Source organism: Thermocaproicibacter melissae, from assembly GCF_024498295.1.
Classification (GTDB): domain Bacteria; phylum Bacillota; class Clostridia; order Oscillospirales; family Acutalibacteraceae; genus Thermocaproicibacter; species Thermocaproicibacter melissae.
Map to the genome: position 1 here is coordinate 1,138,908 of NZ_CP101827.1, position 19,092 is coordinate 1,157,999.

The 19,092-nt window shown below is 52.8% G+C and carries 18 protein-coding genes and 2 riboswitches; of the genes, 1 reads left to right on the forward strand and 17 read right to left on the reverse strand.

The genetic code is table 11. From position 1 onward, the window contains the following. Positions 1–61: 61 nt before the first annotated feature. The 8 genes from NOG13_RS05645 to NOG13_RS05680 form a co-directional block, all read right to left on the reverse strand. Positions 62–2,056, reverse strand: a complete 1,995-nt coding sequence (locus NOG13_RS05645) for a bifunctional 4-hydroxy-3-methylbut-2-enyl diphosphate reductase/30S ribosomal protein S1 (RefSeq protein ID WP_283109606.1) — start codon at positions 2,054–2,056, stop codon at positions 62–64. A gap of 36 nt (positions 2,057–2,092) precedes the next feature. Further along, complete coding sequence (locus tag NOG13_RS05650; RefSeq protein WP_283109607.1) at positions 2,093–2,722, reverse strand: lysophospholipid acyltransferase family protein; 630 nt, start codon at positions 2,720–2,722, stop codon at positions 2,093–2,095. A gap of 16 nt (positions 2,723–2,738) precedes the next feature. Further along, complete coding sequence (cmk, locus tag NOG13_RS05655; RefSeq protein WP_283109608.1) at positions 2,739–3,416, reverse strand: (d)CMP kinase; 678 nt, start codon at positions 3,414–3,416, stop codon at positions 2,739–2,741. A 7-nt stretch (positions 3,417–3,423) separates the two neighbouring features. Next, positions 3,424–4,689, reverse strand: a complete 1,266-nt coding sequence (locus tag NOG13_RS05660) for a BaiN/RdsA family NAD(P)/FAD-dependent oxidoreductase (RefSeq protein WP_283109609.1) — start codon at positions 4,687–4,689, stop codon at positions 3,424–3,426. Then, positions 4,686–5,558, reverse strand: coding sequence for a MurR/RpiR family transcriptional regulator (locus tag NOG13_RS05665; RefSeq protein ID WP_283109610.1), 873 nt, complete (start codon positions 5,556–5,558; stop codon positions 4,686–4,688). The genes NOG13_RS05660 and NOG13_RS05665 overlap by 4 nt, the downstream gene beginning before the upstream one ends. Before the next feature lie 188 nt (positions 5,559–5,746). After that, positions 5,747–6,283, reverse strand: a complete 537-nt coding sequence (locus NOG13_RS05670; RefSeq protein ID WP_283109611.1) for a hypothetical protein — start codon at positions 6,281–6,283, stop codon at positions 5,747–5,749. A 24-nt stretch (positions 6,284–6,307) separates the two neighbouring features. Continuing rightward, positions 6,308–6,934, reverse strand: coding sequence for a J domain-containing protein (locus NOG13_RS05675; RefSeq protein ID WP_283109612.1), 627 nt, complete (start codon positions 6,932–6,934; stop codon positions 6,308–6,310). After that, on the reverse strand, positions 6,918–7,808 hold the full coding sequence (locus NOG13_RS05680; protein WP_283109613.1) for a DUF5685 family protein: 891 nt from the start codon (positions 7,806–7,808) through the stop codon (positions 6,918–6,920). Before NOG13_RS05680 ends, NOG13_RS05675 begins: the two co-directional genes overlap by 17 nt. A gap of 245 nt (positions 7,809–8,053) precedes the next feature. Between NOG13_RS05680 and NOG13_RS05685 the strand changes: the two genes are divergently transcribed. Then, a complete protein-coding gene (locus NOG13_RS05685) occupies positions 8,054–8,290 on the forward strand; it encodes a hypothetical protein (protein ID WP_283109614.1) in 237 nt (78 codons plus the stop codon). Positions 8,291–8,385: 95 nt separating this feature from the next. Here NOG13_RS05685 and mreB read toward each other — a convergent pair whose 3' ends face one another. The 9 genes from mreB to NOG13_RS05730 form a co-directional block, all read right to left on the reverse strand. Then, positions 8,386–9,411: a rod shape-determining protein gene (gene mreB / locus NOG13_RS05690; RefSeq protein WP_283109615.1), complete on the reverse strand. Its 1,026-nt coding sequence runs from the start codon at positions 9,409–9,411 to the stop codon at positions 8,386–8,388. 111 nt (positions 9,412–9,522) lie between these two features. Further along, positions 9,523–10,209 carry a ComF family protein gene (locus NOG13_RS05695; protein ID WP_283109616.1) on the reverse strand — a complete coding sequence of 229 codons (687 nt, stop codon included), beginning with the start codon at positions 10,207–10,209 and terminating at the stop codon, positions 9,523–9,525. Then, positions 10,193–12,418 (reverse strand): SF1B family DNA helicase RecD2, encoded by a 2,226-nt coding sequence (recD2, locus tag NOG13_RS05700; RefSeq protein WP_283109617.1) that lies wholly within the window; start codon positions 12,416–12,418, stop codon positions 10,193–10,195. Before recD2 ends, NOG13_RS05695 begins: the two co-directional genes overlap by 17 nt. A 62-nt stretch (positions 12,419–12,480) precedes the next feature. Continuing rightward, positions 12,481–12,813, reverse strand: coding sequence for a hypothetical protein (locus NOG13_RS05705; protein WP_283109618.1), 333 nt, complete (start codon positions 12,811–12,813; stop codon positions 12,481–12,483). A gap of 48 nt (positions 12,814–12,861) precedes the next feature. After that, a complete protein-coding gene (gene metK / locus NOG13_RS05710) occupies positions 12,862–14,046 on the reverse strand; it encodes a methionine adenosyltransferase (RefSeq protein ID WP_283109619.1) in 1,185 nt (394 codons plus the stop codon). Between the two features lie 92 nt (positions 14,047–14,138). Beyond that, positions 14,139–14,233: riboswitch (SAM riboswitch) on the reverse strand. 77 nt (positions 14,234–14,310) lie between these two features. Then, entirely contained in the window at positions 14,311–14,949 is a 639-nt protein-coding gene (locus NOG13_RS05715; RefSeq protein ID WP_283109620.1) for an ECF transporter S component, read from the reverse strand. A 79-nt stretch (positions 14,950–15,028) separates the two neighbouring features. Continuing rightward, positions 15,029–15,161, reverse strand: a riboswitch (FMN riboswitch). 45 nt (positions 15,162–15,206) lie between these two features. Further along, positions 15,207–15,815 carry a ribonuclease M5 gene (locus tag NOG13_RS05720; RefSeq protein ID WP_283109621.1) on the reverse strand — a complete coding sequence of 203 codons (609 nt, stop codon included), beginning with the start codon at positions 15,813–15,815 and terminating at the stop codon, positions 15,207–15,209. Beyond that, a complete protein-coding gene (gene holA, locus NOG13_RS05725) occupies positions 15,812–16,864 on the reverse strand; it encodes a DNA polymerase III subunit delta (RefSeq protein WP_283109622.1) in 1,053 nt (350 codons plus the stop codon). Before holA ends, NOG13_RS05720 begins: the two co-directional genes overlap by 4 nt. A 1-nt stretch (position 16,865) precedes the next feature. Continuing rightward, positions 16,866–19,085: a ComEC/Rec2 family competence protein gene (locus NOG13_RS05730; RefSeq protein WP_283109623.1), complete on the reverse strand. Its 2,220-nt coding sequence runs from the start codon at positions 19,083–19,085 to the stop codon at positions 16,866–16,868. Positions 19,086–19,092 lie beyond the last annotated feature (7 nt).

Here is a 19,092-nt window from a genome sequence, read left to right on the forward strand (position 1 = left end):
GGGACGACAAAAAGGGCACAAAGAAACCCTTGGATTCTTTGTGCCCTGCAGCGCATAGAAATCAGTTATTTTCGGATTCTTCGGCTTTTTCTGCCTGTTCTTCCAAAAGTGCGCGGATGGAAAGACTTACGCGGTGTCTGTCGAAATCAATATCCGTAATCTTCGCTTTCACCACATCGCCGACTTTGAGAACATCCTGCGGTTTTTCAATGCGGTGATCCGCAATCTGGGAAATATGAATGAGACCGTCAATGCCCGGAATAACCTGAGCGAATGCGCCGAAGGTGGTCAGGCCGACAACTTTAACATCCAGAACGGTTCCTACCGGGTACTGATTCTTCAGAATCACCCACGGGTTATCTTCTTCTTTCTTGTAGCCGAGAGAAATCTTGCCCTTCTCGCGGTCAAGCGCTTTGATATAAACCGTAACGGTGTCTCCCACGTTGACGACTTCGGAAGGATGCTTAATTCTCGTCCAAGACAGTTCGGAAATGTGAATCATACCGTCAATGCCGCCAAGGTCTACGAATGCGCCGTAAGAGGTCAGGGACTTGACAACGCCGGTGTAAACCTTATTCACTTCCGCGGTCTCCCAGAACTTCTCTTCCAATGCCTTTTTCTCATCGCGTAGAACGGAACGGATGGAACCAACTGCACGCTTGCGGCCGCGGTTGACCTCAATGATGCGGAACTTAACCTGCTTCTTCAGGAGATCTTCCAATGGATCGTTGCGGGATGCGGTAGCCTGCGAAGCAGGGATAAAAATGCGCACGCCCTTTCTAACGACGATTACGCCGCCCTTGACAACTTCGGTAACTGTTCCCTCGAGAACCGTGTTATCTTCAGCAGCAGCAACAACTTCTTCCCAACCCTTAGCAGCGTCAAAACGCTTCTTGGAAAGCATGATTGTTCCTTCCTGGTCGTTGGTACGCATGATAAGGAGGTCCATCTCATCTCCGACTTTGACGACATCCTCCGGCTTTACGTTCGGATCAGCCGAAAGTTCAGACGCAGGGATGTAACCGGCCTGTTTTCTTCCGACATCCACAAGGACTTCGGTCGGTGTGACACCAACAACAACACCGTGGACCTTTTCATCGGTATTCAAGGTCTTGAGGGATTCTTCGAGCATTTCTTCAAAACTGCCCTCGGCCGGATTCTCCTTCGTATTTTCTGCAGCAGCTTCACCTGCCGTCTGCGTCGTCTCATTAACTTCTGACATGGTATCAAATACCTCCTTTATAATGCTTGCCGGCGTGGAAGCACCAGCAGTAATGCCAACCCGCTTGGCCTTTTTCAAGGCCTCAATCGGAAGCTCGTCCACGGCTTCCACAAAAAAAGTATTGCAATTCGCGCGGCACACATTGAATAGCTTAGCGGTGTTGGAACTTTCCCTGCCGCCTATCACTATCATTGCGTCACAGGCGCGTGACAATTCAGCCGCTTCCTTTTGGCGAATTGCAGTTACATTACATATTGTATCAAAAACAACCGCATTTGTATACACTTTTCGAATGATTTCCAAACAATTTTCCCACTCTGCAACGCTAAAAGTCGTCTGTGATACAACACAAACAGGGCTTTCTTTCAGGTTCTCCTGTTCGGAAGTAATCTTCTGGAGTTCCGCTGCGCTGCGGAAAACAAAGCTCGGCCCGCTGCAGTGCCCGAGGATTCCCTGCACCTCCGGATGGTCCGGATTTCCGGCGACTAAGACGGTTTTACCCTCTGCGGAAGCTTTTTTGACGATTGCATGAATTTTCGCAACAAACGGGCAGGTCGCGTCACAGAAGGAAAGGCCTCGTTTGGCGATTTCGTCATAAACATTTTGCCCAACTCCGTGAGAACGAATGACCAAAGTGGCATCCTGCGGAGCTTCGGCAACATTTTGTGCAATGGTAACGCCGCGCTCCTCAAACTCCTTCAATGTCTGAGGATTGTGGATGATTGGGCCGAGCGTGCAGACTTTCTTGCCTGCATCAAGAAGCTCGGAAACCATTTTGACTGCCCGACTCACACCGAAACAAAAGCCGGCCGAGGAAGCTACCGTAATCTGCATTTTACCCTCCTGCTGATTGCAATGTCAGCCATTCGTTCATTTGCCGGAAGAAAACTCTTTGAGGCTTTCTTCGCGCAAAGTCGCAATTCGTTCCATGACAAGTTTGCTCGCAGCGCGAAGTTCGCTCGGAGTACCATTCTTGATATTTAGTTCTTCCGGTTGAATCAATTCGCCGTAGGAAACGATGCACCGCCGAAAGAGTTTCGGCAACCCGCCGTCCTTTGCAGTGATGCAGCAAGGCAAAATGGGAACATTGCAGTTGTGTGCAATCAGCACGGCTCCGGATTTCGGAGGGAGAAGATTTCCGTCTTTTGAACGGGTTCCCTCAATAAAAATGCCGAGAACATCTCCGCGCCGCAGAATCTCGTACGCAGAGTTGATGGCGTTCTTGTCGCCTTTCCCGCGTTCGACAGGGAAAGCACCGAGCGCCCGAATAATCGCCCCAACAGGACGGAACCGAAACAGTTCCGCCTTCGCCATAAAGTTGATTTGTCGCTTCTGAGAATATGCGATGCGAATCGGGTCCGTATTGCTCAGGTGGTTGCTGCAAAGAATAACCCCGCCGCTCTGGGGCATACGCTCACTGTTGTGGGCACGAAAAGGCATTAAGGTACAAAAGAACCACTTGAGGCCGTGACGCGCAAATTGATAAAGCCAGCTTGTCATGTTTCTTCCTATCCCATTAAGTAATATTTGCGGAGGTTTTTTCCTGAATCAAGCGAATCAACAGTTCAACGGATTGTTCAAGCGTCTGCCCGGTCGTATCCATCACAACCGCGTCGGGGGCAGGCTTGAGCGGAGCGATAGCGCGGTGTGTGTCGTTATAATCGCGCTGTTTTAAATCTTCCAGAACTTCGTCATAGTCAGCTTTGATTCCGCTGTGAAGCAACTGAAAATAGCGGCGCTTTGCACGTTCCTCCGTGGAAGCAGTGAGAAACACCTTGACCTGCGCATCCGGCAAAACGACCGTGCCGATGTCTCGCCCATCCATCAGGACGTTGTTTTCCTTTGCGATATCCCGCTGCAAAGACAAAAGGAAACTGCGCACCTCCGGAATGGCAGAAACGCGCGAGGCTGCCAGCGAAACATCGTCCGTGCGGATCTTGTCCGACACATCGTTTCCGCAGAGAAACACCCGCTGTTCCCCGCCGCAGTATTTCAAAGAAACCGTAATTTTTTTTAAAAGCGGAATTACCGTGTCGGCATCCCCCGGGTCAACGCCATTTTGCAGCATATAAAGCCCGATTGCCCGATACAGCGCACCAGTGTCTACATACAAAAATCCGAGTTTCTCAGCCGTTTTGCGGGCGACTGAACTTTTTCCTGCTCCTGCAGGGCCGTCAATTGCAACTGCGGTCATTATTATTCTATCCTTTCGCTTCTACTTCTTCACGACGCATGGAATTTCCCGCGAGTCTTCCGGTACTGAAGGCAATCTGCAAGTTGAATCCCCCAGTGTAAGCGTCCACGTCAAGAACTTCTCCAGCGAAGTACAGGCCATGAACAAGTTTCGACTCCATCGTCTTAGGGTCGACTAAGCCGACCTCGACGCCGCCGGATGTCACAATCGCCTCGGCAATCGGGCGGAAGCCCTCGATGCCGATTTCAAAATTTTTGAGGAGGGACGCAAAGGAACGCCGCATCTCACGGGTCAGGGAGTGGCACTTCGTTTCCGGCGGGATTCCCGAACGGCGGACAGCCACCGGGATGAATTTATGCGGCAGCAGCTCCGACAGCGAATTTGAAAAATCCCGATTGCGGTTTTTTTCAAAGTCACGCAGAAGCCGAGCATCGAGCTTTTCCGGCGTGAGCGCAGGCTTTAGGTCAATGGAAACGCGGTAGCGCCCCGGTTCCATGTTGCGCATATGGGCGCTGGCGCTGAGAATCACAGGGCCGGAAAGCCCGAAATGCGTAAACAGCATTTCCCCGAAATCTTCATAAACAACTTTCTTCGTCTTTGTGTCGGTAACACGGATGGCGATATTCTTCAAAGAGAGTCCCATCATGTCGCGGCAATCCTGCGCGTCTTCCGCCTGCGCGGTAAGAGGCACAAGCGAAGGCCGCAGCGGCGTCACCGGGTGGCCTGCCTGCTTTGCCAGAAGATAGCCGTCGCCGGTTGAACCCGTCCCGGGATATGATGCTCCGCCGCAGCAGACTGCCACATTCGCAGCCGTGATAATTTTGCCGTCTTTCAATTCAACGCCGCGGACACGGCCGTCTTCGACCAGAAGCTTTTTTGCTTCGCCGCGGAGAATCTTAACGCCGGCACTGCGGACAAAGCCAATCAATGCTTCGGCGATATCGGCCGCTTTATCGGAAACAGGGAAAACCCGATTCCCACGCTCAACCTTCAGCGGAACACCGAGAGACTCGAAAAACGCCGCAGTATCGGATGGAGAAAACTGCGAAACCGCTCCGTAAAGGAAGCGGCCGTTTGTGGGGGTGGATTCCACAACCGTACGCACGTCACAGGCGTTCGTAACGTTGCAGCGCCCCTTGCCGGTAATGCGCAGTTTTTTGCCAAGAACTGCATTTTTTTCCAACAGCCAAACCGAGAGACCGTTCCGTGCTGCTGTTCCGGCAGCCATCATGCCGGCCGGTCCCCCTCCGATAACCAGTGCATCACAGTTCACTTTCCGGCATCCTCTACCTTCTCATACACGCCATACTCGTCCCAAATATCTTCAAGCTTCTGGAAAGTCTGCTTGACCTCACCGGATTTTTTAATGGTAATCATGACAATCAGCGCATTGATGAGGCTAAGCGGTGCGCAGAGCGAATCCACGATGGACGCGATGTCGCTGTGGGCAAGCAGTGTAAAGTCTGCATTCTCGGCAATTGGGGACACGTTGGAGTCCGTAATGGCGACAACCTTTGCCCCTTGTTTGTGCGCAAACTCCATGGCGTGGGCAACTTTTCTCGAATAGCGAGGGAAACTGATGCCGATGACCGTGTCGTTCTCATTCAGATGAATCATCTGCTCAAAGATTTCGCCCTCGCTTGTCGACTGCACCAAAAGGACATTTTCAAACAGCATATTCAGGTAGTTGAACAAGAACGTACCGAGTGCAAGGGCACTGCGTGCCGCGAGAATATAAATCTTGCGGGATGCCGTGATGGCGTCCACTGCACGGTAAAAATCCTCATGGGACGTTTCTTCCATTGTTCGACGGATTACGTCGATATCCTGATTGAACACATAATCAAGGACGTCGGAATCCCCGATGCGGGCAGCCGTAACGTTCATGCGCTGCTCCATCGTCAGTTTGTTGCGGATCATCTCCTGTATGGCTTGCTGAAGCTGCGGGTAACCGTCATACCCGATCTCCGTTGCAAAGCGTACCACAGTCGACTCGCTGACGCCGACCGTTGCACCGAGTTTCGACGCCGTCATAAATGCGACCTTGTCATAGTTCTCTCTGATATAGGCTGCGATTTTTTTCTGTCCTTTGGAAAACTCCATGGCTTTCCGTTGAATTCTGGCTTCCAGTAAATTATCCATGAAAACTGCCGTTTCTCCGCGCAAAAATTTCAGGCACACGGCTCTGCGCGGGCTAGCCGTGGTATTGATTTCTCCCCACAAAAGATAGGCCGGAACCGCGTTCCGGTCTTTTCTATTGCCAATATTTTAAACGGAATGCTAAAAAAAATCAAGTGTCTTTGCAGCGCAATTATGCAAAACACTTGATTCTAATTGTGAAATACTCTACGAACAATCGGGTGAATTTTTTCATAATAGCCAATGGCAATCAGCGAAAGCGCGTAGTCATACACAAGGAATCCCGCGCTGGCGATGAGCAGAAGGAGCCACGGCAAATTCATGCCGAAAATCCTGTAACTGCTTCTCGGAACACTGAGCAGGGTTACGGCAACCCAGAAATCGAGAAGCGCCGCTGCGTTAAAATACACAAGCTTCAAAACAAGGCTGTACCAACCCTTCGTCCGTTTCTCTATAACCGCCTTCAGGATTGGGTAACAGCCCAAAACAAGGATATAAGCCACAACCGCATGCTTATATGCAACAACAAAAACAGCAAGGAGTGAAACCGCAACGTATACGGACCACGCCCACGGCGTGCCAATCTCCGTTACGACGGCGATGAGCAATAGACCAGCAAGCCCCGCGAGCGCCATGCGGCCGAACGGGATAACGCCCGTGAGGAAAAGGACGGCAATGGAACCCCCAGTCATTATTCCGCAGAACGCGACTTTCACACTCCGACTCAACCGTATGCCCTCCCTCGGAATTCTTCAGCAGCAGGACCCAGCGTCGCCCAAGCAGTCGCAGCAGGCATCTGCAATGCAGAGCGAGGCGCAAACATCGCATCCGGTGCAATTTCCGGTAGTGGGAACATTCGGGTTATAGCCGCCGTACATTCCGCTACGCTGACTGTTGAGCTGGTTCAGCGCCGCACGGTATTCCGCGTTGGACGGATCCATCTGGCAGGCTCTCACAAGGTCTTGATAAGCCTCATTCAGCCAGCCACGTCTGTAAAGCACGGAGCCTTTGAGAAAATACCACTCCGCGCTGCGGCGGTCGGTTGGGACTCCGTCGAGAATCTGCTCCGCGTCTGCAATACGGCCAGCTATAATCAGGTTTCTCACATCCTGATATTCCGAGCTGGAAGCGTAATAAGATGTGGAATAACTGCCGGAAGCCGTACCTGCGTAGCCGCCCGCTTGTTTATTCTTCCGCTCGTTGATTATCTGGTCGTAAGCTTCGTTGATTTCCTTCATTTTCTCACTGGCCAGGTCTGCGAGAGGACTGTTCGCATAGTTATCCGGATGGTATTTCTTCGCAAGAGTGCGGTATGCATTTTTGATCTCTTCGTCCGACGCTGTCGGAGAAACACCGAGGATTTTATAAGGGTCTGACATTGCCGCTCTCCTTCTTATAAAGTAGTTCTTTCTGCATCATCGGAAGTCCGTTGGCAACAACATTGCGTACGACCGGCCCTAGGCTGTTCATTTCCAGCAGATCAATCGCCGCACGGAGCCGTACAAGCGTACTGTTCAACTCTTCGTTTGCAAAATCGCGTGCCTGTTCCAGCTGTTCTTGGGTGCTTTCCGGTGTCAGCTTGAAGTGGACCGCAAACGGATTGAAATTCTTCTTTTTTATATCTTTTTGTAGGTCGTCGGCAGCATCCATTAGGTAAATCCATCTGCCGAGGTAATACCCAGCTTCGTGAAGAATACGCCCTAAACTGCTGCCTGCGCCGATGGTCTCGAAAATACCTGCCAGCATTTTTGCCGTCGGTTCCGCAGCACGGTCTATGCCGCAGTCTTCGTGTTCTACCATGGCCTGCTCTTGCATGGCACTGGCAACGATTTTCTCAAGCTCAGGGTATTTTTTCGCTGCCTTTCGTTCTTTTTGCTTGAAAAAAGGAAGCACTATAAGCGAAAGCAGTCTCCGAAAGAAACCAGAATCTGCGATGTTATCTTTGACTTTGTAATAAGCAAGAATCACTGTCAGCGCGGCAGCCGAAGCAAGTTCCTGCCCATTTTCCCGGCAAAAACCGCATTTTTTCAGCGGATTGACGACGCACCGCCCTCGGTAGAAGTCAGGTTCGGTGCTCTCTGCAACGGCAAGCTGGAGAACCGCAAAAAATGTGCAGTCGTAATTCAGCACCAAGCGTGCCGGAAAGCCGTAGTCTTTTCCGAGCCTGCGGCATAGGGCACAGTAAACACCGCGGTATGCTTCAAATTCACGCACCAGTAATTCTGACTTCTGAGGTTTGACATAACCAAACAAAATTATCACCTTTAAAATGCGTCAGAATCCGGGAATAAAGCAATTCTTATTGTACTAGAACGTATTTCTCATTTAATTAACAATTTATGAACTTTTCTGCAACGAATTTATCTTTTCAATCGAATGTGCTTTTACCTAAAATTATTCGCATTTGTGGAAAGATTTTGTCATCTGAATTGACTATCCCCCAACCAAATGCTATAATGCAGCTGGGATTTCTAAAAGCGGAGCAAGGGGGAAGCTGTTTGAAACTCTATAATATTGACGTACAAAAGCTGAGTGAGCTTCTCGACAAGGCGAAGGGAAATGTGTACCTGATTACCGACGACGGCAACAAGCTGAACCTGAAAAGCAAGCTCTGCCAAATGTACGGTATTCACACTTTGCTGGAAAAGACAAAGGACGCACCCATCACAGCAGAAATCAGCGTGGAAAACCCGGAAGATGAACTGATGTTTATCAATTACACCATGCAGAAGTAATTATTCTGCCATATATCAAAAAACAGAAAAAGATTGCGCATAATTTGAAAGGAGATACAGCCTTGGCTGCATCCCCTTTTTTTGTGCTATTCGTATTAATAAGCTTCGCTGAGCGGGTTCAGAATTCCAAAGCTGTTACCATCGACACTGTCGATGAACTTAATGGATTTTCCCGCTCCCAGTGCGACGCAGTGCTGAGGATCCTCTGCAACACGCACCGGCATCTTTGTGCGCTTGGCAAGAAGCTGGTCTATGCCGTACAGCTGTGCCGAACCGCCGGTCAGAACCATGCCGTCGGAATAGATGTCTCCCATCAGCTCCGGAGGTGTTTTCTCGAGCATCTCCTGCAGCACACGGATAATCTGCATAGCACTGTCAATCAGTGCTTCCAAAACTTCATCGCTTGTAATATCTGCCCACTGCGGGAGACCGGTCATTGCGTTGCGGCCCTTCACGCGGAAAGTTTGGATCTCTTTGCGCGGGAATACGCAGCCGATGGTCTTCTTACATTCCTCGCTCATTCGCTGGCCGATGATGAGGTTATATTTGCGGCGGATATACTTGATGATTGCTTCGTCAAACGCATCGCCCGCCACACGCACCGAGCGGCAGCAGGCTATGCCACGAAGCGACAGGACGGCCATATCCGTCGTGCCGCCGCCGATGTCCACAACGAGAGACCCGTGAGGCTTTGAGATATCGAGCCCTGCGCCGAGCGCGGCGGCAACCGGCTCTTCAATCAGACAGATTTTCCGCATGCCGGCCGAGCTTGCCGCGTCAACAACCGCACGCTTCTCGACTTCGGTGATTTGACACGGAATGCTGATGACCATGCGGGGCATAATCAGCTTGCTGATGCCAATTTGTTTCAAATATGTTTGGATTAGGCATTTTGCGAGGTCAAAGTCTGAGATAACGCCGCCGGAAAGCGGGTGGCACACTCGGATGCGCCCGGAAGTACGCCCCACCATGTTATAGGCTTGTTTTCCGGTTGCAACGATTTCATCCGTCTCCAGATTCACGGCGACAATCGCTGGCTCATCAAGAACGATTCCTTTTCCGTCCACATATATTTTTACGGAAGACGTGCCCAGGTCGAGCGCAATATCATTACCGAGCAACTCATCACATCCATTTCTGTTAGTTGCAGAATATTTTATGCCGGAGCAAAACCGGCCAATCGTCGCATTTACTTATTTTGCATATTTTTGTTTATCATATTACAACAGAAATTACTTTTCAACAGGTTCCTTGTCTGTATGTGCAGCAGCGGCGCAAATAACTTCTTTTGCCCCGCTGCGAAGCAGCACTGCCGCGCACTCGGAGAGTGTTGCACCGGTTGTTACGATGTCATCGACCAGTAAAACGGTTTTTCCCTCCTGCGCGCTTCCGACCGCGGAATAGACCCCGCGCACATTTGCGGCACGCTCTTCCCGACGCAAAAGATGCTGGGTTCTATTTTCTTTAATTTTCCTAAGGCTCGGCAGACAGGGAATGCCGAGTTCCCGCCCAAGAAGGCGGGCAATCCATTCTGCTTGGTCGTAACCGCGTTTCTTCTTTCCGCTTACGGAAAGCGGAACCCATGTAACAAGCGAAAACGATGTTTCCGGAAAGACCTCCCGAACGAATGCAGCGAGTTTTTCGGCGTAATAGTCCCCACAGTGTTTTTCACCGCGGAATTTATAGCGCAGCATGGACTCGCGCACCTTGCCCTCATACGCAAACAGCGCGGCGCACGGCACAACGGAGTCCGGCGAATTCAAATGCAGCCTGAGGATTGTTTTCTTTGGCAGCACGGTTTTTTCGCACTTGCCGCAAATCTTCGTTCCGGGCGGAATCACCTCGCCGCAAAAGACGCAGCGCGGCGGAAACAGCAAATCCGCAAGGAAGCGAAAAACGCGTTCAGCCGTTCTTTTCATCGTTTTCTGTTTCCCCCGCTAGAAAATCAAGAAGGCCGGTGTAGCGTCTGGTCTTTTTGTCGTTGGCGACCATCTGCCGGACGATATCTTCCCGCCCCACTAAAATGAGCAGCGATTTAGCCCTTGTGACGGCGGTGTAAAGCAGATTGCGGTAAGAAAGCTGCGGCGCCACGCGGAACATGGGAATCACCACCGCCGGAAATTCGTTGCCTTGGCTCTTGTGAACCGTCATGGCATAGGCTAGTTCCAGTTCCTCCGCAGTTTCCTTTTCGTAGAGAATGACGCGGTCTTCCATGCGTACCGTGAATGCAGCGGCCCTGCGGTCAATTTTTTCAATGATTCCGAGGTCGCCGTTGAACACGCCCTCGCCGCAGGTTCCGTCTTCGCGCGTCCACGGAAGGTTATAGTCGTTCTTCACTTGCATGACCTTGTCCCCTTCGCGGAAAAGCACGCCTCCTACGGTCAACTCCTGCTTTTCCGGAGAAGGAGGGTTCACCGCCTGCTGCAGGCTGCGGTTCAGCTCTGCGGCACCGAGCTCTCCTTTTCGCCCGGGCGTGAGCACCTGAATATCCGAAAACGGCGAATAGCCATAGCTGTTGGGCAGGCGCCTGCTGCACAGGTCAATGATGACGGATTTGATTTCCGCTGCGGAACGGTACGGCAGGAAGAAAAAATCCGAGGTGTGCACGGTCAAGTCGGGATCCTGCCCTGCGACAATGCGGTGTGCATTGGTAACAATCAGGCTTTTCATGGACTGACGGAAAATCTCACGCAGCTGCACCACGGGGACAAGGCCGGAAGCAATCAGGTCGCCGAGTACGTTGCCCGGACCGACCGAGGGCAGCTGGTCGCAGTCTCCGACCATAATCAGTCTGCAGCCGAGCGGCAAAGCCCTTAGGATCGCTTCAAAGAGTGGCGTGTCCACCATTGACAGCTCGTCAAGAATCAGTGCGTCGCAGTCCAACAGATCTTTTTCGTTTTTCTCGAATTCGGGGCGGTCGTTTTCATCCCATTTCACGCGCAACAGCCGGTGAATCGTCTTCGCTTCCTTGCCCGTAAGCTCGGACATCCGCTTTGCGGCGCGTCCCGTCGGCGCCGCGAGCAAAACCTTCGCTCCATGAAACTCCAGAATACGGATAATGGCATTGAGCGTTGTTGTTTTTCCGGTGCCCGGGCCGCCGGTGAGAATCAACATTCCGCGGGTTAAAGCTTCGCGGATGGCTTTCTTCTGCAGGTCGGCATATTCCATGCCTTCCTCCGCTTCAATGGTGGAGATATACCCCTCTACCCCCTCAACCGGCTGCGGCGGAAAGCGGAGCATCATGCGGATGCGCCCGGCAATATACACTTCGGCACGGTACAGGCGGGGCGTAAACAGGAACTCCCGTTCCCGAATCACCCGTGAAACAAGGCTGCCGTCTGCTTTTAGTTCCTCTAAGGTAGCGGAAACCTTCTCCAGAGAAACTCCGAGCATTTTTGAGGTCGCTGCCGTGAGCTTGTCCGCAGGAAGGCAAGTGTGGCCGTTGCCCTCGTTATGTTTGAGCACAAAAACAATTCCTGCGCGCAGACGGCACCGGTCGTCCTGCGGAAATTCCAGCGAAGCTGCAATGCGGTCTGCGCGGAAAAAATCGATCTGAGGCCCATCTCCGCAGAGGCAATACGGGTCCTGCTTTACCATTTCCTCTGCCTGCGGGCCGAATGTCTTCCAAACGCGCACCGCTTCCTCCGGTGTAATTCCATAGTTGGCAAGCCGGAGCATGGTTTCTCGAATCCCGCCGACACGGCGGAATTCCTCCGAAATGCTCAGCGCTTTACTGCGGGTAATCCCCTTAATCTCGGCGATGCGTTCCGGCTCATTTTCCAGCACATACGCAGTGTTTTCCCCGAACGTCTCCACAATTTTCCGCGCCATGACCGGCCCGATTCCGCGGATTGCCCCGGATGACAGATATTTCAGCATCGCACCGGAATCCGACGGCTGACGGCGTTCAATTATCTGTGCCTTAAACTGGGTTCCATAGGTGGAATTGTTTACCCATGTGCCAATCACATGGAGCTGCTCGCCGACTCCGACGAACGGCATGGTTCCCACGACCACAACAAGGTCTTCTCCGTTGTTGAGTTCTATGACGGCATAGCCGTTTTTGTCATTCCGAAAAATGACCGACTCCACGGTGCCGGTCATTTCAAGAAGCTGTTTCTGCTGCAACGAACTCCCCCGATAAATTTTTGGTTTTTTTCAGTATAACCGAAACAAGCATGGTTTTCAATTCAGTCGATCCAGAATTCGACAAATTCCTCCGGTGTGCAGAGGATAACCCCCGGATTATCCACGCAAATCATTTCAAGGATGGCCCGCGTTTCTTCATCCATCCCTTTGTCGATGCAAGCGACCTGCACGCCTCCGGGCATCCAAGCGGCCCGCTCCAGCGCGTTCCTAAGGCGCAGTTCCGCCTGTTCGTCATGGCCGGAAAAGGTGAGTGTCAGCAGCAACCTGCCCGGGTGATCCGTCCGGAGAACTCGCAGCAGAATCATCCGGAAAACCTCCACCGCACCGATGACGGCCAGAACGGCAAAAAGGCACTTGAATATGAATTCCGGCATGAAAAACCACCCCAGCACCATCCTATGTGCCGGGGTGGAATTTTGACATTACTTTTTAAGGGCTGCCTTCAGGGCATCGACCTTGTCGCGTCTCTCCCACGGAACATTCAGGTCCTCGCGGCCCATGTGGCCGTAGGTGGAAACAGCGCGGTAAATCGGTCTGCGAAGGTCGAGCTTGCGGATAATTGCGTTCGGGCGCAGGTCAAACACCTTGGAAACAGCCGCAGCAAGCTCGTCGTTGCCGTACTGTGATGTGCCGAACGTCTCAATCGCAATGGAAACCGGGTGCGCAACACCGATGGCGTAAGCAAGCTGAACTTCGCACTTCTTGGCAAGGCCCGCAGCCACAATGTTCTTTGCCACATAGCGCGCCGCATAGCTTGCCGAGCGGTCCACCTTCGTGGGGTCTTTGCCGGAAAATGCGCCGCCGCCATGTCTGCCGTAGCCGCCGTAGGTATCGACAATGATTTTTCTTCCGGTCAGGCCGCTGTCGCCCACCGGACCGCCGATGACAAAACGGCCGGTCGGGTTGATGAAATACTTGGTGTTCTCATCGAGCCATTTTGCGGGAATGACCTTTTTGATGACATGTTCCTTGATGTCCGCGCGAATCTGCTCGAGCGAAACATCCGGGTCGTGCTGAGCGGAAACAACGACGGCATCGACGCGGACCGGCGTGTCGCCGTCATACTCCACAGTGACCTGCGTTTTTCCGTCGGGACGCAGGTATGTAAGCGTTCCGTTCTTGCGGACCTCGGTCAGGCGCTTGGAAAGCTTGTGCGCCAGAGAAATTGCCATCGGCATCAGTTCCGGTGTTTCGTCGCAGGCAAAGCCGAACATCATACCCTGATCTCCCGCGCCGATGAGGTCGTCTTCATCGCGGGCGCCGTTCTTCCTTTCGAGCGACTCATTCACCCCCATTGCAATATCCGGCGACTGTGCGTCGATGGAGGTCAGCACGCCGCAGGTGTTGCCGTCAAACCCATAGGCTGGGTTATTGTAGCCGATATCGCAGACAACGCCGCGTGCAATAGCAGGGATGTCCACATAGCAGCTGGTCGAAATCTCACCCATTACATGGATGACTCCGGTGGTGGCCGTTACTTCACAGGCCACATGGGCATCCGGGTCTTGCTCAATGATAGCGTCGAGCACGGCATCGGCGATTTGGTCGCAGACTTTATCGGGATGGCCTTCCGTTACTGATTCCGAAGTAAAGAAGTGTTTTGACATTTTTACATCCTCCTGTTTTCCCCCGGCCGAGCGATTTCCTCTCCGGTTATAAAAAATATGCCGCCCGAAACCGAGCGGCATAGTATCACCATACCTCATCTGTCGGTTTCCCGCAGGACTTGGCACCTTGCAAAAGCAGGTTGCCGGACATCATAGGGCCTGTTCCCTCCGTCACTCTTGATAAGGGGCGTATATTTTTTTATATGTTTTATTATAGCATGGCAAGAAAAAAAGTAAATATACAAACGCAAAGTAATGTAATATTCAGCAAAGCTTGCCATGAAGGATGGGGCTGACCCGTTTGTAAAGCAGCAAGGTGAGCGCGGAAACCACAGCACCTTTAAGCAGGTTAAACGGCACAACAATCAGCAGAACGAATGTGGGCAGGTCAGTAACCGATGCGTTTACTTTTGTTCCCATGGCAATCAGCGAATCGAGCGGAATATGGAACACGGAAGCATAGAGTGGGAGCAGAATATAAGCGTTCTGCAGCCAGCCCGCAATCGCCATGAGCACAATGCCGACGCACATGCCGATGAGCGCCCTCTTTTTTGTTTTTTTCCGGTTATAGAACAGTGCGGCCGGTACCACAAGGCAGCAGCCCGCAATAAAGTTTGCGATCTCACCGATTCCAGCCGTGGAACTGCCGTGAAGGAAGAAATACAGCACGTTTTTGAGGAATTCAATCATCACGCCCGCAAGCGGGCCCATGGCGAACGCGCCGATCATCACGGGAAGCTCGCTCAAATCAATTCGGTAAAAGCCGGGAGCAAACCATACGGGAATCTCAAGTGACGCCAGAACAAACGCAATCGCCGCAAGAATACCCATTTGGGCAATATTGCGAATGTCAAGCAAGGTTGGCTTTTTGCGGCAGACCGCCGCTGTGTTGGTGTTTTCCATAGCAATGCTCTCCTTTTCCGGCTGTCAACGAAAACAGCCCCTGCAGAAAACTGCAGGGGCCAAAAAGACGCAAAGATTGCGTTATCTTCTTCTATCCGGACTATACCGTCGGCTCTGGAATCGCACCAGCTCCTGCGCATAGCGCTCGTGGGCTCGTCGGCTTACGCCGCATCACCACCGGTGGGGACTTGCACCCCGCCCCGAAGACAGCACTATTGTTAAATTTTATATTATTGTATTCTTTTTTTCCCGTTTTGTCAACCTTGCCCGCTCGGCTCCGATTCCTCGGAAGTGAGTCGCACAAAATCTTCGTAGCTCATCAGCGAATTGAGCACGCCCGGCAATGAAGAAGCCGAGAGATGTTCGGGGAGGTTCAGCCTGCGGAGCAGTTTACGCCGTTTTTCCGAACTTCCCGGCCCGCCCGAAAGACCGGCAAGATAAAGGTCGGTTTTTGTAATCTTACGCCCTCCGGCATTTTCTTCCTGCTCCTCGGTGCCGACACCTGCACGCCGAAGTGCTTCGAGGATTGTCTCAACCGGAACGCCCTCCACACCGAGCTTTCCCTCTTTGGAAGGCGCCGCCTTGCGCTTTTCTTTTCCGAACAAATCCGGAATATAAGCGTGTTTAATCTGCTCTGCCGGAATGGAGCCGGTGAGGTAATTGCGAATCAGAAAGCCCGCAGAATCGCTGTCTGTGAGAATCACGAGGCCCCGCGTCCGCGCCAGTTTGCGGAGCATGGCCATCTTCTCTTTGTCTTTGAAGATGCGGAAACCGTCCGTTTCGATAATCAGCGCATCTAAAAAGGAAGACAGCTTGATTTTATCGTATTTTCCCTCTACAACGATTGCCTCTTTAACGTGAATCAAGCGATCTTCTCCTTTTCCGCAATCCAAATCAGCTTCGCCAGCAGCTCCTCGAGCACCAGCCTGCGGTCTCCGCGCGAGCTTTTCAGCGCCACATCGGCTTCCAGCAAGGCGTCAAGGCTTTGGCGAATCATGGGCGTTGAAAAGCGCTTCGCTTCGTATGCCGCGTTGTTCAGACGAAACTCCTTGCGAGCGTAGTCAAAATATTTCGCCGGCTCCTGCGCGGAGAATCCGCTCTGAAGCGAAGCCTTCACACGGTAGATATCGAGATACGCCCCCGAGAGGACCGCCAAGATGGAAACCGGTTCTTCATTCTGCTGAAAAAGCTGACCGAGGATCGTATAGGCACGGTCGCTGGCGCCCGCGAGAATCGCTTTGGAAAGGTCAAAGACACGCGCCTCTAGATTCCGGACCGTCATGGAATCGACCGTCTGCGCGGTGATTTCGCCGCTGCCGGTGTAAGCGCACAGCTTTTCGAGTTCGTTCAGCGCGGTTTGCAGATCCGTGCCGCAGAGTGAAAGCATTCTCGCGGCGTTCTGGCGGGTTATTGTGCACCCGCGCTTTTCCGCGCAGGCGCAGATGAATTTTTCTATCTGCGCCTGCGAAAGGCGGCGGAACGGAACCGTAACCCCGATTTTATTGGCGGTCGTGAGGAACTTTTTCCAAGTTTTATCGCGCTTCTCGTCAAAATTGAAGGAGAGAAGGTAAATCACCAGAACGCAGGTGTCGGGAAGGTCGGAAAGAATTTCTTCGAGTTTTTTCGCATCTGTGCTTCGCAGGGCGCCAACGTCGAGGTCGGAGACTGCCACGCATTTTCGCTCCGCCATGACGGGCATCGCTTCTACCGCTGCAGCGATGGAATCCATATCCGCCTCACAGCCGTCGAATTTCTGAAAATTGAAGTCGCGCAGGCCTTCCGCGGAAGCTTTGGCAATCAGCCGCTGGGCATAATGCTCCACCATGTATTTTTCTTCGCCGTAAAGAAAGTACAGCTTGGCAAAGTTATTTTTTTCAATTTGCTTTTTCAGCTCCGCTTCGGTTATTTCAGGCATTTTACTTTTCCCTCCCGACGGACAGTTTTCGTTCCCCCGTCATATTCAGCACAAGATTTCCGTATCCGCCCGTCCAGACGGCTCGCCGTGCGGCCACAACGTCATGATTTTTCCGGAGTGTCTCATTTTCCATAGAGAAAACGGTACAGACCGGCGAAACATCTTCGAGCGCGGACGACGCGGACGCGACGACAAGGAAATCCGGAGTCTTCCAGTTCGCAGGCAGGCTCTTCACCCCGTCCGGACACAGAAGAACCGAAACGCCGTCAGACGTAATCCGCGCCGCTGTGGCCTTCCCCGCCTGCACCAGTTGAATTTTTACACGATTCCACACCGTACATTCCGCCTGCGACACAAACGGAATCAGCAGACTGTTCTGCGCTGCCCGCCTGACGTATCCGTCCGCGGCCGCAGTTTCCTGAGCAACGACCTTCACCGGACGGAAGCGAGCCGCTATCTCTTTCGCGCAAGTAAACTCATCCCGATTCTGCGTCAGCACCGCAATGCCGTCCAGCTTTGATACGTTTTCGCTGCAAAAGTGCGAGAGCAGTTTCCCCGAGTTATAACTGTCACATCCGACGACAAAAGCATGTCCGCCCCGCGTAAGCACGGCGCATATGCCGTCCCCGCCGTCAAGCAGCGTCAGGCGCGTCACATTCTGGCGAGACAGCTGAAACGAGCCGATGCCAACAAGCAACAAAATAAAGGAAAGGCAGGCCGCCTGTGGGAAGAGCCGTTTGCCCTTCGCGAGAAACAGGGCCGCGGCAAACAAAAGCAGTGTGCCCGCAAGCCAAAGCGTTACGAATCCCTGCGAAGCGGAAACAGACGCAAACGGCAGACGAGCAAGAAACGCCGCGCTCGCACGCATATATTTTGCAAGCAGACCCGAAACAAGGGCAAACGGCATGGCGAGAAACGTCTGCGGCAGAAGCAGCTGAAAAATTGCGGCTGCTGCGCCGAAGCACAAGAGGAGCGATGAAGGTACAAGTTCCAGAATATTTGCCAGCGGTGAAACGAGCGACATGGTGCCGAAGCTCAGAATGATGATGGGAAGCGTGAACAGCGTGGCGCCCACCGAAGTGGCAAGCACACCGTTTATTCCCTTCACAAGCGGGCTGAGCGCCCGTACCCGGTCAAACTTCTTATTGAGGAAAGCTGTAACGGGTCGCGTGCAGACGATGAGGCCGAGCGTGGCAAAGAATGAGAGCAGAAAGCCGACATCCGCCGCGGAGTACGGATTGGAAATGCAAATCAGCAAAGCTGCCGTACATAGAGAGTTCAGCGGGTCCGCGCGGCGTGAAAACAGCGGACCGGCAAGAAACAGCAGGCACATGACGCCGCTGCGCGTGACGGACGGAACGAAGCACGTTACCGCCATGAATCCGAGCACGCCGCCGGCTGCTGCAACAGACGCAGCCCGTTTCGGAATCCGACAGAACAGCAGCAGAAAGATGAGCAGCTCCGCAATGGTCGACATATGCAATCCCGAAACAGAGAGAATATGCGAGACTCCGTCCGTTCGGAAATCGTCCATCAAGCTGTCTGAGAGGCCGCTTGTATCCCCCAGCAGGATACCCTTGACGAGCGACGTCTCCTCCGGCGGAAGCACTTCATCGAGGGCATTCAGAAGCTTTTGCCGTACGCAAAGCGCATAGTAATACGGCGGCTTCTCGCTAGGCGGCAATACTTCCAACGTTTCGCCCCACGGCGCGTAAGCGGAAAGCATGATGCCTTTTGAGGCGTAATAACTGCGCGATGTGAAGCCGTCGCCGCCTGACGGAAGGAAGAAGCTAACTTTTCCGCTGACTCGGGAATACGGCCCGACATCCAGCTGACTCGAGGAGGAAAGGCGAATCTTGAAATTCTTGATTTCCTCTGCGTCGCTGACGTTGTCGACGCGAATTACATAGTACCAGCGGCCGTAGCGCTGTTCGGGCAGTTCACAGACGGTGCCGGTAATCTCCGCGGTTTTCCCATCGAGAGAACGGGGCGGTTCCACCGCCGTGCGGGAGTACAAGCAAAACGACGCAAGCGCAACAGCAGCCGCCGCAAAGGCGAGCGGAAAAACAACTGCCCGCCGGGTACGCCACCAAAAAAACGTAACGGCAAATCCGGCGAGACAGACCCATAACAGAACAAACGACAGACTTGCGCCGAAAAAAACGGCGGCCGCAAGCGTCAGCAGATAGCAAAATCCCACCAACACCAGCGGTCGTCTCATAAAACTC